Source organism: Lentisphaera profundi (assembly GCF_028728065.1).
GTDB classification, from domain to species: Bacteria; Verrucomicrobiota; Lentisphaeria; order Lentisphaerales; family Lentisphaeraceae; genus Lentisphaera; species Lentisphaera profundi.
Map to the genome: position 1 here is coordinate 996,338 of NZ_CP117812.1, position 13,808 is coordinate 1,010,145.

The window sequence follows — 13,808 nt, forward strand, 5'->3', positions numbered from 1 at the left end:
ATGCGCACTCGATTGACCTTAGTTCTTTTATTGCTATCATGTTTTATTTGGGCTGAAAACTCTGAAAAACTTGGTGGTGATTTAACTGTATACAAAGAGAGTAAATACTCTTTTGGCATGAGTGCGCCAAATATTCCCATCAAAAATTTACGCGATTTTGCCTTTGGCAATCGCATGTTTAACACGAATTGGGTCACGGCACCTAGCAGTGTTCCCAGTTTAGACGGTTTAGGACCACTCTTTAATAGAGTCGCTTGTTCTCAATGTCATTTGCGCGATGGTCGTGGTCGTGCCCCTCATGATTCAAATGAAATGATGAACTCAATGCTGGTGCGGATGAGTGCGATCAATGAAAAGGGCGAAGTAATTGATCATCCTATTTATGGTGGCCAATTGAGTGATCGCGCGATTCAAGATTTAAAAGCAGAAGCTCGCGTGCGAGTTTCTTGGCATGAAAGCCAAGGGCAATTTGCGGATGGCCAAACTTATTCTTTGCGTAAACCGCAATACAAATTCGAGTTCTTTCGGGGCGATGCGGGTGAATTTTTATTTTCACCTCGGGTAACGCCTGCAGTCTATGGCCTTGGTCTTTTAGAAGCCTTAGATGAAAAAAGTATTTTAACTCATGCAGACCCGGAAGATCAGGATGGTGACGGCATTTCAGGTAAAGCTAATTACGTATGGGATGCAGTTTCTAAGAGTACCCAGTTGGGACGCTTTGGCCTAAAAGCGAATGCTCCCAACCTCTTGCATCAAAATACGGGAGCCGCTAATGGTGATATAGGCTTGACCAGTAAATATTTTCCGAAGAAGAATCACCAAGTCATACATAAAGATTTAGAAAATCATAAAAGAGCAGGTTTCGACCTATCCGAAGAGCAAGCTCGACGCTTAACTTTATATATCCAGAGCTTAGGTGTTCCCGTTCGTAGAAATATGGATGATGAACAAGCAAAGCAGGGGGAAAAGTTTTTTAAGCAAATTAATTGTCAGTCATGCCATGTGGAATCTTTCACAACTGGGAAAGATCATGAATTAGAGTTTTTGCGTAATCAGCAAATTTTTCCTTACACAGATCTCTTACTCCATGATATGGGAGCTGACTTAGCCGATAATCGTCCTGATGGCCTAGCTAATGGTTTCGAGTGGCGTACACCACCTCTTTGGGGCTTGGGTTTGCACAAGATGGTGAATGGCAATGATTACTTTCTTCACGATGGCCGCGCTCGTACAATTGAAGAAGCAATTCTATGGCATGGTGGCGAAGCAGAAGCCAGTCGTGATGCGTATAAAAAGCTCAATAAAGAAGAGCGTGAATCTTTAATGAAATTCCTTAAGTCACTGTAGAATCACTAGCTGAATACTTATGGCTATGAGCATGCTTACTAAGTTAAATCGTACGTTACTTACAGATTTATAATGAGAAGTGATTGCTTAAACTACTTCAGTAGATATAAGCTGATTACCCCTATGGAACTAATCAAATCATAAAAATAGGCCAGTCCTTTAAGAACTGACCTTTTATTGAGATGTGCTGGGCTTACTTCATTGAGTGTAAATATTCAATGATAGAAGTGAACTCATGGAGGTTGAGGTTAAAGACTAAGCCCGGGGGCATTTGAGACATCTTTAATATCGTTTTCCCAGTAATGTATTCTTTAGTGACTTTCTCATAATGGCCCGCGGCATTCATGAGGTAGTAGTAGGTATTATCTTCATCCACTAAGAAACCCATGTGAGGATTGGACTGCTTTTTGGATGTCAGTTGGTAAGTGGGGAATCCTTGGGCAATGGCTGCCGCGGGGTTTAAGACCGATTCAATAAGGAAATCACGTTGAAATTGACTTCCCGCTGTTCCCATATAAGGACCTTTTTGTAATGCTGCATTATTAACAGCGTGGCAGGCGATACAGCCTTGCTTATTAAAGAGCTTAGAACCTAAGACACTATCGCCCTTATTGCTCATGGCGTATTTCGCGGCACCCTCTAGGCCTGCGGTGGTAAGTGGCATAGATTTTTTAGCATCTTTTGCGATGGTCGCAACATTTTGGTGCATATCTAAAACGGCTTTGGCAGCTTTGCGAGTACCGGCGTAATCCCAAGTTAGATTAGCCTGTGCGCGTTTTTTGAATTTTTCATCAAGTAAGTAGATATCCGCAATAGCTTGATAATAACCAGGATTATGGAGACCAATTTCGCCATCAATGATTTTTTGATTAGCGACAATTTTCTCACCAATATTTCTGTAGAAGGCAAAGAAGATTTTTTTCCAAGCAAGAGTTGCGGCTTGATCATCAACTTCGTTAGCCGTTTTAGCTAAGTTTTCAAAATCGTTCTTACTTTTAAGGGGTGCAGTCCAATAATCGAGGAGCATTGCATCAATCTGTGTACGTGAATTATCTTTTTTAGATAGTGAGAGAGATTCTGTTTGCCATTTTGATAGACTCGTAATCAAAGCTTTGCTTGAAAGAGTTCTAAGTTCTGTGGCGGCTATAATTTTCTTTTCATTGACGACTCTTAGCTTAGGGGCCTTTCTATTTGCGCCCTTTTTTCTTTTGAAGGTAATGGCGCCTGGATCAAACCACTCTTGAAATTCGGCAAGTTTTTTAGCTGCTTTGAAACGGGTTTTCCAGGCTTTGTTTGTGTCCATTGCCGTGAGTTGTAATGTTTTGATATGCTGTTGACTAGGAACGCTTGTGTCTAAGGCAGCAAAAAGTATATCCACGCCTTTTAGTTGGAGTTTAGTTGTGTCAATTTTATTGAGAGTTATGGCCTCAATGACATCGAGTTGTGATTCTGCTTTGAACTTCGTGAAGTTAACTTCAATTGCCTTTTCAATGGGCTGAGTATATTCCCATGTTTTTGTAGCAAAATAAGGACCTTCATCATAAGGGCGAGTTCCCCACCAATCAACTAAATTCCAATCAGCTTCTTTATGACTGAGACGCGCCAAAATATCGAGAATAATTAAACGGCTCTGATCATTCCATTGATCACTGGCGAGTTCTAGTATGAGGGCATCAATGAGTTTCGGATTGTGAATTGTTTTTAAACCGTAAGAGAGAACTTTCTGTGTTTTTAAATCACCTGATTTGAAACGTGAAAGATAAGCCTGCCATGCTTGGTCATGGCTTTGTCCTAGGCTTGATAATGTACGTGAAGCCATGTGAGGCAGTGCCATGGTTCCAAGTTGACCAACGCTATCAACTTTCCATGATTGAATAGCCATATCAATAAGTTGCTCAATGGATTTCGGAGAAAATTTATTTAATCTACGCAAGCTAATAGCGGCTTGTAAACGAACTTTTGGATTAGGGTCCTTTAAATATTCTGCGATTAAATCAGGTGAAACATTGGCCATTTGAGTTTTTCTGTCAGTCAAGGCTTTTAAGGCCATTTCGCGCATGCTACCGTCAGCTAAAAGATTTTGGCAAAGGCTATGGCTCTTTTCTCCAATGGCTTGTTTAAGTGTAAATAAGGCGGCTGTACGAGAATTGATGGGTAGCTTTTTATTCAGTGCTGCATTGCTGAGTAATTGACTCGCTTGTTTGCTGATGGGCTTTTGCAAGAGGAACTGCTGAGCTTGTAGTCGAATAGAGGCGCTGGGGCCAATAAGGTGTTTTACCAAATCATTGTCATTAGCTGATTTTAGATCAGGTACAGCAGGGGCCTTATAGCCTTTTAATTTAGCTTTGAAGATACGACTCACAGGTTTTTCTTGACCCGCATAAGCAAATTTACCGCCTAACCAATCAGAGAAGTAAAGGTTTGATTCTCCATCCACATCAAGGTCAGTGGCACGCGTTAGAGTAGTAAATACATTTTGCTTGATTTTATACGTGGCGTCCTTTGCTTCCATCTCAAATGAAAAGACTTTTCCAGAAGTCCAATCACAAGTATATAATTTATTGTTGACATCTTTTGGAAAACCGGGTTCATCTAGGAATAAAACTCCCATGCCTGAGCCACCACCATAATCGCCGAGTGAGGCAATATGTTCATCGGGAAAATTTTGGTAGAGTCGAGGATAACCAAAGTCAGATTCGGGAACTTGATGATGAACGCGGAGGTTCCAGCCTTTGCCATCATTAGTATTGTCACGAGTGAAGAGCTCTAAAGTCGGTGAAATTGCGACATCAAATTGATTTCTTGTATTATAGACATACATCTCTAATTCACTGCCATCAGGGCGGACTCGGGCTACACCGCCACCGTGATAACGAAGGACTTTGCCATCAGTTCCTTTAGAATCTTTAAGGCCGAAGTCGCCAACGGCGATATAAAGCCAGCCATCGATGCCCATACGTACACCATTTGTTGTATGATCGGCACCACGTGAGTGTTCAATGCCCGCACCAAAGCCATCGGCAAGAAGGGTTCTTTTGTCAGCTATACCATCACCATCGGTATCTTTGAAAGAAGTGAGAAAGGGTGGGTGAAGTAGGTAATAGGTACCTGCAACAATGTGCCCGCCGCGAGCAGAGGTGAGCTTAGGGATGAACTCGACAAATTTATCTGCTTTGCCATCGCCGTTAGTGTCCTTTGCGGTAATGACGTTGCCTAAGCCTTCGTAATGTCCTAAACTACCGTTAGGGTCTTGAGATATATAAAGCGTGCCATCAATATCGGCAGAAATTGCGGTCACATATTCGGCATAAGGGGGAGACGCAAAGAGGGTTCTTTCGAAGCGATCATCCAAGGAAAGATTATCTTTTCTATGTTCCTTATAGATTTGACTTTGATAAGCTTTATCCTTATCGATAGTTTTATCAGCAAAAGGAAAAGGCTTAATATTACTTTTTGTTTGAGGTGCAGCAATCATTGAACAGGTCAATAAAGCCAAAGTGGTTTGTAGAGGGAGGTAGTTAAATTTTTTCACAGAATAGAATCTCTAGTTAATTTTGTTATTAATGATTAACTAAAGAAAAATAATCTATTCTCAACAGTATTAAGATATAAATACAAAATAAATATTGAGCACAGAGATGTAGAGGGCACAAAAAAAGCCCACATAAGTGTGGGCTATAAAATCTTACTTGAGTAAGTGAAAAACTATTTTTGAGTGACTAGTTTATTGTAAGTGGCTTCACCCATATTGAAAGTTTTGTCATCAACTACTTTGAGTTGGTGAGCAATGGAACCGAGTTTATTACCTTTTTTATCACGTCCCATCTTAAAGAGAGTGAAAGAATTATCTTTAGTTTTTATAAAAAGCATGGGTTTCTTTACTTTTTCTACTTGGCAAAAACCTTTGGTGTTAAATTCCATGTTCTGCTTTCCGCTAAGTTCGTTCCATGAACCAATAATAGCTTCATTCACATATATTTTCGGGGGCTGACTATTGAACTTAGGAATAAGATGTTGGTTGCTGTAAGTAACCGCAGCCGCAACAATGATAGATAGGACAGTTGCTTTTAGATAATCTAGTTTCTTAGGCTTTCTAGCCTTTGTTGGTTCACTCATAGTTTTTCCTCATTTGATTGTTTATAAACTTAATCGCTCATATTAGAGCATATCTTTCACGTAAATCAAAAAATATTTAAATTTGTTTATTCATGTTGAACTTATTCATTACTATTTAACATAACTAAACTCTATGTTTTTATAATTATTGACAGTAAAACGTAAAAAATAGTAATTATTAAGCAATATTTAACTTAGGCCTCACATTTGCGAAGAACGCGAAGCAATTCTGTGACTGACCAAGCTTGAGAATCACAACCTCGAGGGGTGTGCGGTGCTGAGCCATCCATTACTTCAGGGATTTGTTCTAAAGCACCGGTGTTAAATAAAACTCTCGAGCTATAAAGAAGTGATTTAGCAGTAGGGATAGCTTCTTTACCATATATTTTAAGCATTGCTTCTGGATAAGATGGGAAAGGCCAATTCCATGCGGTGCCATTATGATAAGCGGGCTTTCTTTTCGTATCTTCATCGCCTTCATAATGATGGAAGTAGGGATTGTCGGGATTATTCAAGAGTTCACCATAAGTAGAATAAACTGGTAGTGGATAATCATTTTGTTTATCCGCTAAGCTTCTAATGGCACCGGGGATGAGCAAGCAAGATGAAGATTCAAATATGGCTTGTTGAGTTTCTTTATCTTCAATGACATCCAAAGTCACAGCAAAAAGTTGATTCGAACGTAAAGCATCGTCAGCTTGAGCTTCAGCCGCGGGGCAATAGTTAGTAGAATGCAAGCAATCAGATAAGTAGCCTCTTTCAGCTGACCAAAAGTATTTCATGAATGATTCCAAAGCGTGTTCAGCGAGTTGAGACCATTTTTTATCCTGAGTATATTTAAAAAGGATTTTAAGTGACTTAATCCAGAAGACCTGAATTTCTACAGGATAGCCTTCGCGCGGAGTTCCAGCCGGATAATTGGTATCCATCCATGTGAAGTGAGAAGGGCTATAGACGAGTAGTGACTCTGGGTCAACTTTTATGCCATTAGGGGCACCCTTAATATAGTTATCCGCAATGGACTTCATTATTTCAAGCATAGTGCGACCATTACAGTCTACATCTAGAATTGATCTCTCACCCGATTCTTCAATATAATCATCACAGGCAATAAAAAACCATAGAGGAGCATCACTCGTATCACGATTTGCGGCATCAGCACCATGTATTGAGTTAGGCAGTGTTCCCGCTTCTTCAAAGCTAGCAAAGCGTTGGAGAATTTTAAGGACATCATCACCAAATCCAGCACTAATTAAACCACGGCAACAGATAAGTGTATCGCGACCCCAGTCCAAAAACCAAGGGTAGCCAGCAATAACTGTTTTCATGCCATCACGAGCCACGACGTAATGACTAACGGCTTCAGTTAGTTGTTCAATATAAGTGTTGGCATTTTGTTTATCAGGATATGGAATTTGACTAAGCTCAATTTTATCCACTTGCTTTTCTCTAAGTACTTGACCTAAAAGCGTGCAAGAATCGCCTGGTTTTAAATCGAGAAGGAAAAAGCCTGGGCTATATAGATCACAGTGACTTTCTAAACCGCGTAGGGCTTCATTGCGTTGATATTGATTATACGACCATTCATCTTCGCGATGAAATTCACCATTAGAACTGGAGAGATGTAACTGGCGGTCTTCGTCAGGCGCAAAAAGTAATTCGCGTTTTTGCGATGTTACTTTACTTGCCCATAAGCCTTCGAGTCCTGCCCCTGCTTTGGTGTCTGAATGGAAGTCTCGGTCTTCTAAGTCTACACGGATATAGATTTTAACACTTGTTTGTGAGGCATTGGCGAGTTTACTTTTTTCGCGAGAGATAATAAATGTCGTGGCATTCTCTCCTGGAATCATAAAAGCTTGGACACTCAGGATTAAGCAGCGGTGATGTCCGAGGGGTAGTTCATAAATGAGTTTTCTATTGCGACCCGAGCCACGGATTTCAGTAAGGAATTTATCGGTGAGTTCATAAGTCGCATGATGACAATCAACATAAATGCGGTTACGTCTCCACATAATATGGCGGTTCTCGGGATAATCGGGACTTAGATTTGCAGCGAGTAAAGCATCATAACGAGTCCAGATTTTTGAAATCCCGGTATTGAGTCTCATCATGGCACCCTTGCCATTGGTATCTAAAATAATATTATTATAATCTTCTACAGGATATTTATCCGTAAATGGAGCATCAATGGTAGTTAAACGCATGATAGTCGATTCATGTTTTTTAATACCGTCAGGAGTATTGATCTCGATTAATAATTTTTCATAGGTGATTTTATCTTGATTCTCAAGGGGCAATAATAAGATATAATGAGCGCCATCATCGCCCTGGAAAGAAGTGTGCTTACTTTCAAAGACAAAGATATTAAAACTATGCGGAGCTTTAAAAAGCAGTGACGAGTCAACTGGGCAAGGAACTTGTCTCACTAAGTCTTCTGGGAAACTCCAAGTTGTAGGGATGATTTCAAGACTTTTAAGCCATTTTAAAGGTGAAGTTAAAAGGGCATCTACATGAGCATCGATTTCATCTAAGATCGCGTAATTAGATAGTTTATAAGAAAGCTTAGTAATGATTTTTTGAGCTTTACTGCGATTCATCTTTGTTTTGGGAGAAGTGATTTGGTCTTCTTTGTTCCCTAGGCAAATGATTTCACCTGGCTTGAGGGTAAGAGCTAGTTTATCGTCATTATAGAGATGATTCGATTGACCAATAAGTGTATCTGAAAATTTGATACTATAAGATAAGTCTAAATCTTGAGCGTCTTCCATGTGTAAGTTTATAAGAACGATGAGTGGTGTTTCACCGGACTCTGATCGTCTTTCAAAAGCTATTAATGATGAATTGGCTAAAGGGAGTTCAGTAATCTGGGAGTTTTCAAAAAAGGCAGGGTGACTATGTAAAAGTGTATTGAGCTCTTTAATTTTTTTAATTAAATTGTGATCACTTCCCCAATTTAAGCCACTCGCACCGTGAACATTTACTTTTTCCGTAGCTAACCACTCAACACCGTTGGTGAAACCAAAGCAACCATTGTGTGAAAGAAGGGCAGATAAAGTCGTTCTTGCTTCAGCCCATAGTGGTGAGGTAGCCGCTAATCTCATGTTATCATGAGTTTCTGCATAGTGTACCATCGCACCATATTTATGACTGAAGTCTTCGGAATACTTCATGTAGTTACTGATTTGATCTTTACTATAATTCTGAAAAAGCTCGGAGTAGGCCCAGTTTAAATTGCAGTGATTGAGCATGTGCTCGGTTATTTCCCACGCACCTCCAAGACCCTCTAACAAGAATATAGTCTCTGGATAATGTTGACGTACTTTTGCCGAAATATATTTCCAGGCCGGCTCGGGAATCATGTATCCTGCATCGCAACGGAAACCATCTACACCACGTTCGCACCAGGTTAAGAATACATCAGCTAAATAAACCCAGAGTTGAGTGTCTTTGTGATTGAGTTCAGTTAAATCTTCCCAGACAGTGCCCCAGGCACCGGGTTGGTAAATGTCGCCATTATCGTGACGTCGAACCCATTCGGGATTAGTCTCATGAATTTTTGATGCCCAACCGGTATGGTTAATAGCAATATCAATAATGATGCGGCCTTCTTTTTGATGAACGGCATCAACGAGCTCACAGAATTGCTCTACGGGAGTTGTTTTTAAATTGAAGTTACATAATTCAGGGTTTACAGCAGTGAAATCTAGAGCTGCATAAGGAGAGCCATAGCGGCCCATGCGACCATAACTTGTTGGCGTCGGGTTTATAGGGAGGAGGTGAAGGATGTCGCAATTTAGATCGTCAAATATATGATCAAGCTCATTGATGAGGTCGCTAAATTTTCCTGAAGGAGGGATGATTGTGTAACCTTCCTTATCAAGTTCTTCTAGCTTGTCGTATGAAGGTGCTTGTGAAAGATTTTTATTTTGTCCAAATTGACGTGGGAAAGCACAGTAGATGGCATTTGAGAAGCGGCTGCTATTAGGTTCGATATTTAGGACTATGTCAGGGCCTTCTTGCCAAACTTGTTCACCGTCATCTAGAAGGATGTAGGCTTTCGCTCTAAAATGGCCGGATTCACTTAGTGGTAAAGTAATAGAGTAACTATCTGTCCCATCGAAGTTCATTTCATAGTCATTCCAACCTAATTCAAATTCGTTCAAGCCAAGTTCAATATGATGAATAACTTGTGTGTTCTTGATCGAAGATTGATTGAGGTTGGTTCTTAAAAAAGCTTTTCCTATTATGGCACTATGTATAATGAACTTTTGTATATCACCTGAAAATTTAACTAAATGGTCGCCAGATTTGGGTGAGCTTGATAATTTAGCATTTGACATTTTTCTATCCTTCGAATTACGATGTGTTTAGGTCTACAAGCGAGTAGGTTTATACTTGACCTAGTTGAAGTTCTTTGAATTTTTGCGGATCTCGCATGAGTGATTCACCTACTAGGATTGCGGAACAACCGCAATCTAGAAGCTGACGGCTATCTTTACCAGTTTTTATGCCACTCTCACCCACAAGAGTTTTATTGTCGGGAATGAATTGAGCGAGTTTGGCCGTTAAAGTCAGGTCGGTAGTGAAATTGCGTAAGTCGCGATTGTTTACACCAATGATATTTGCTCCCGCAGCGAGTGCTTTGTGGGCTTCTTCTTCATCGTGGATTTCTACAAGAGCTTCCATGCCGAATGATCTGCCTATAGTGAGGAAATTGGCGATTTCCTCTTCTCTTAAGACGGCTGCGATTAATAAGAAAGTGTCCGCGCCTGCAGCACGGGCTTCATGTATCTGAAGTTCATCAATAATAAAATCTTTACGCAGTAGAGGAAGATCCACCTGAGTACGAATTTCTTTTAAATAGTCAAGTGAGCCTTGGAAATAATCACGATCCGTAAGTACAGAAATGGCCGCCGCGCCTATTCGTTCATAGTTTTTAGCTATTTTTATAGGATCAAAATCAGGTGATATGATACCAGCCGAAGGGGATGCTTTTTTCACTTCAGCAATCACTGCGAGGCCGTTTTGCGCTTTGAGTGCTTGAGCAAAATCTTTTTTTGTAGGACCTGCAGCAATGGCGAGTGCTTTGAGTTCTTCACGTTGATTTTCTTGAGCTTTAATTTCTTCGTGCTTAGTGGCAATGATTTTTTTTAAAATATCAGCAAGGTTCATTATTATTTGTATTTAAGAGGTTATCGTTTTTTTGTCCTATAGGGAAGGGGAAGTTAGTAAGGTCCATATCACTTAATGTTGCCATCAGTGATGACAGCGTGTGCAATATTTTAAGTTGACCTTCGACTAAGGCAGAAAGATATAAGTTGGCAATGATAGTTAAAATCAGGTTCTGTTCTGAGCAGGGATGAGCTTTTATTTTTTCAGTAATAAGAGTCGTTTTCCAATTATTAGCAGGCTCAATTAGAGTTTTATGTGCATCTATGAGGCAATGATGACCTTTGTATAGGACAATTTGGAATTGAGTAGAAAAGCGCCTGCCAAGAAGTTGAGAAATAATACAAAGCATCAAGGGGCTGCCTTCACCATTAATGAGAACGCTACTAATTAGGTTGACCCCTGAATCTAAAATATCGTGTTTGGGGGCATAGTAACTTTTGTCCTTCATATAGTCACACAAAGCTTTAGTATTAAAGTCTTTAGCACTTAAATCTTTGTAGAGTTCTTCCATGGATGATTGTAGTTCAGAATTTTTTAATTCCGGATAATAAATGGAATTTATAAAAATGAGATCTTCCCAAATAAGCACTTGTTCATTATTAACTCTTTCAAGAAAACACTTTAAGTCATTTTTTTTCTTAAGGATAGCTTCTATTTGATGCACGCGTTTTCTTACAAGCTTATTGGGCGACTCTTGCAGCTCTCGAAGATCAGGTAAAATCCCCGTGCCATACTTGATGAGTCTGCCAACAGTAATAGTGGCAATATTTTGATCCTCATCTTCCAAAAGCTTTAAAAGAGCTTTTTTTTCAGTCATTTGTCGTACTCCAAATATTCAGTTCTATAGAGCAGTATATCACTTACATATTTTTTAGTCGTGGGAAAAGTAATTCTTTCCAAAACTTTTTCATTATATTTTTTTGGATTCCACTTTTCCTTACGGAGGTTACCAAGCCCCGCATTGTACTCAGCTAGCGCTAAAACAAGCCTGTCATCATAGCGCTGCCATCTTTTTAAATTTACCGATAAAAGATAGGTGCCTATGTCAATATTTATTTCTGGATCATATAAAGAGGCATAATACGATAGCTTTTTTCTGTTATTGAGGCGAGCCCACTCATCTGCAGCAATGGGCATAATTTGCATGAGGCCATATTCACCTGCGGCACCTTTTTGTTTGGCAATAAAGCTACTCTCTTTACGAATGACCGCCTTGATAAGAGAGAAGGGGACTTGATGGCGTTGAGCTGCTTTGTGAATTACACTATCGTAGAGGTCACTCTGCTTACTTCTGTTGAGGTAGCTAATGACCCCGAGGGAGATGAGCAAGCAGATGAATATAGCTTTTCTCATTCAGTAAAAACTTGATCCAATAAAGCTTGTTTGTCTAAACTTAAGTTTTCATCATTAATGAACGGCGATATTTTGAGTCTCTGAATTAATTTCTCACATTGGCTCAGAGTGTCTGTGACATCTTCTAGTTCAGCGAGATTAAAAGCTTTAGGTTTAAGACGGATATCGTTAGCGAGCTCATCAAGAGAGTCTTTTATGTCTTGAAGAATTCCACTTTTAACGGAATTGTTTTTTGACTTAGTTCTCAGGTTCTCTTGAACTTCTTTCCTGAGTATGTCTAAATCTTCACTGATTTCTTCAAGTAGATATTCGCGTTTAAAGTTGCTTTCACCATTGAGTTGACTGGGGAATACGGTGATGAATAGCAGTTCACAGAGTATAATAGAGGCAATTAAACCTCTAGCAGTCCAAGATTTGATATCTTCTTTTTTGGCAATATCCACCCGTTCACTTTTTATTGAAGCGACAAAATTTAATTGATTGATGATAAATTCTCTACCGCTAGGTAAATGAACCTTAGTTCCTTCACTAATGAGATGGCCTTCCAGTAGTGCGGTTCCTTGTTCCATAGTTAATTCAAACCCACGTGAACTTTCTTGTAGGGAAAAAATTGAAGGAGCAAGCATTTGATTGACTTGCTCATGAGTGGCGCTTTGAAAAGCCATCCCCTGATTATCAATAATAAATGATTCTGTTTTATTTTTAACAAATAAGCTGAAAGCCATGAATGTTGCACCCTAAAAAATTGTTTATTTTAGCAATCTAATCTAATATTTGTTTTTATCCCCAAGAAAAGTGATATTTTTGCTCTGTATCCAGTGGAAATATTTTTGACCTTGATTATGTTTCAAATCGTTTAGCATACCCGATGGTGTAATTGGTAACACAGGAGGTTTTGATCCTCTCATTCTTGGTTCAAGTCCAGGTCGGGTAGTTAATATTTTGTTTTACCCGATGGTGTAATTGGTAACACAGGAGGTTTTGATCCTCTCATTCTTGGTTCAAGTCCAGGTCGGGTAGTTAATATTTTGTTTTACCCGATGGTGTAATTGGTAACACAGGAGGTTTTGATCCTCTCATTCTTGGTTCAAGTCCAGGTCGGGTAGCAAATTAAGTATTATTGATTCCCTCCCATTTTACAGATGACTTTAATTTCTGCTCTAAATCTTTTTTAGATATATATTGAACTCATAGTTATCAGATCCGCCTTGGTTGATTTTTGCAATTAACAAAGCTTGCTCTTGCTTATTTAATTTCTGCAGAAGCTTATCTTTTTGATTAAGTGGATTATTGGGAAAATACATTTGAGTCGTAATGGGGTGATAATCTTTTTTTGAGACTTTGAAATGGATATGTGGAGGACGCATACGTTTCTTTCCTATAGGATAGGCACCTGGAAGAATTGTTTTAAATTTGAAGCTTCCATCCTTTGAACTGGGAATAATGGCCCAGCCCTGAAAATATGGATCAATGGGTGCTTTGTTATCATCGTGAGGGTGACGATAGCGGCCTGCCGCATTAGCTTGCCATAAATCCACGGTGGCATCCTCAATGGCTGATCCATCTAAATCGAGAACTTTACCCGTGATATGGATTATAGTGCCTTTAGCGACGCCATTTTGTCCTTGAATTTGAGTTAAATCAAAATCCTTATCTTTTGCTTCAAAACGGGGATAGAAAGGGCCTTCGATTTGTTTTGGGGTGGGGAGTTCTTGAGCATGACTACTTAAGCCTAGAAGGCTAGCAAATGAAGCAGATTTAATGAAACGACGGCGATTAGACATTTATAAAAATCCTTTTTTATAAACATAAGTCATCAA

General features: G+C 39.5%; 9 protein-coding genes. 1 reads left to right on the plus strand and 8 read right to left on the minus strand.

Annotated features, from left to right (window positions below; translation table 11 throughout):
- Positions 1-1,347 carry a di-heme oxidoreductase family protein gene (locus tag PQO03_RS15460; RefSeq protein ID WP_274154092.1) on the plus strand — a complete coding sequence of 449 codons (1,347 nt, stop codon included), beginning with the start codon at positions 1-3 and terminating at the stop codon, positions 1,345-1,347.
- 193 nt (positions 1,348-1,540) lie between these two features.
- Here PQO03_RS15460 and PQO03_RS15465 read toward each other — a convergent pair whose 3' ends face one another.
- The 8 genes from PQO03_RS15465 to PQO03_RS15500 all read right to left on the minus strand — a co-directional run bounded on the left by PQO03_RS15465 (position 1,541) and on the right by PQO03_RS15500 (position 13,772).
- Positions 1,541-4,879, minus strand: coding sequence for a DUF7133 domain-containing protein (locus PQO03_RS15465; protein ID WP_274154093.1), 3,339 nt, complete (start codon positions 4,877-4,879; stop codon positions 1,541-1,543).
- A 173-nt stretch (positions 4,880-5,052) separates the two neighbouring features.
- Positions 5,053-5,463, minus strand: a complete 411-nt coding sequence (locus tag PQO03_RS15470) for a hypothetical protein (protein ID WP_274154094.1) — start codon at positions 5,461-5,463, stop codon at positions 5,053-5,055.
- 194 nt (positions 5,464-5,657) lie between these two features.
- A complete protein-coding gene (locus PQO03_RS15475; protein WP_274154095.1) occupies positions 5,658-9,803 on the minus strand; it encodes an amylo-alpha-1,6-glucosidase in 4,146 nt (1,381 codons plus the stop codon).
- A 49-nt stretch (positions 9,804-9,852) separates the two neighbouring features.
- A complete protein-coding gene (trpC, locus tag PQO03_RS15480) occupies positions 9,853-10,635 on the minus strand; it encodes an indole-3-glycerol phosphate synthase TrpC (protein WP_274154096.1) in 783 nt (260 codons plus the stop codon).
- Positions 10,622-11,452: a transglutaminase family protein gene (locus PQO03_RS15485; RefSeq protein ID WP_274154097.1), complete on the minus strand. Its 831-nt coding sequence runs from the start codon at positions 11,450-11,452 to the stop codon at positions 10,622-10,624. The genes trpC and PQO03_RS15485 overlap by 14 nt, the downstream gene beginning before the upstream one ends.
- The gene (locus tag PQO03_RS15490; RefSeq protein ID WP_274154098.1) at positions 11,449-11,988 is read right to left on the minus strand and encodes a lytic transglycosylase domain-containing protein; all 540 of its coding nucleotides are present in this window, start codon (positions 11,986-11,988) and stop codon (positions 11,449-11,451) included. The genes PQO03_RS15485 and PQO03_RS15490 overlap by 4 nt, the downstream gene beginning before the upstream one ends.
- On the minus strand, positions 11,985-12,713 hold the full coding sequence (locus PQO03_RS15495; RefSeq protein ID WP_274154099.1) for a hypothetical protein: 729 nt from the start codon (positions 12,711-12,713) through the stop codon (positions 11,985-11,987). Before PQO03_RS15495 ends, PQO03_RS15490 begins: the two co-directional genes overlap by 4 nt.
- Before the next feature lie 435 nt (positions 12,714-13,148).
- Positions 13,149-13,772 (minus strand): protocatechuate 3,4-dioxygenase, encoded by a 624-nt coding sequence (locus PQO03_RS15500; RefSeq protein WP_274154100.1) that lies wholly within the window; start codon positions 13,770-13,772, stop codon positions 13,149-13,151.
- Between the last annotated feature and the right edge of the window lie 36 nt (positions 13,773-13,808).

Bases quoted from the DNA above. Each gene is read 5' to 3' on its own strand.
- PQO03_RS15460 (WP_274154092.1), top strand. From the start codon at position 1: ATGCGCACTCGATTGACCTTAGTTCTTTTATTGCTATCATGTTTTATT.
- PQO03_RS15470 (WP_274154094.1), bottom strand. From the start codon at position 5,463: ATGAGTGAACCAACAAAGGCTAGAAAGCCTAAGAAACTAGATTATCTA.
- PQO03_RS15475 (WP_274154095.1), bottom strand. From the start codon at position 9,803: ATGTCAAATGCTAAATTATCAAGCTCACCCAAATCTGGCGACCATTTA.
- trpC (WP_274154096.1), bottom strand. From the start codon at position 10,635: ATGAACCTTGCTGATATTTTAAAAAAAATCATTGCCACTAAGCACGAA.
- PQO03_RS15485 (WP_274154097.1), bottom strand. From the start codon at position 11,452: ATGACTGAAAAAAAAGCTCTTTTAAAGCTTTTGGAAGATGAGGATCAA.
- PQO03_RS15490 (WP_274154098.1), bottom strand. From the start codon at position 11,988: ATGAGAAAAGCTATATTCATCTGCTTGCTCATCTCCCTCGGGGTCATT.
- PQO03_RS15495 (WP_274154099.1), bottom strand. From the start codon at position 12,713: ATGGCTTTCAGCTTATTTGTTAAAAATAAAACAGAATCATTTATTATT.
- PQO03_RS15500 (WP_274154100.1), bottom strand. From the start codon at position 13,772: ATGTCTAATCGCCGTCGTTTCATTAAATCTGCTTCATTTGCTAGCCTT.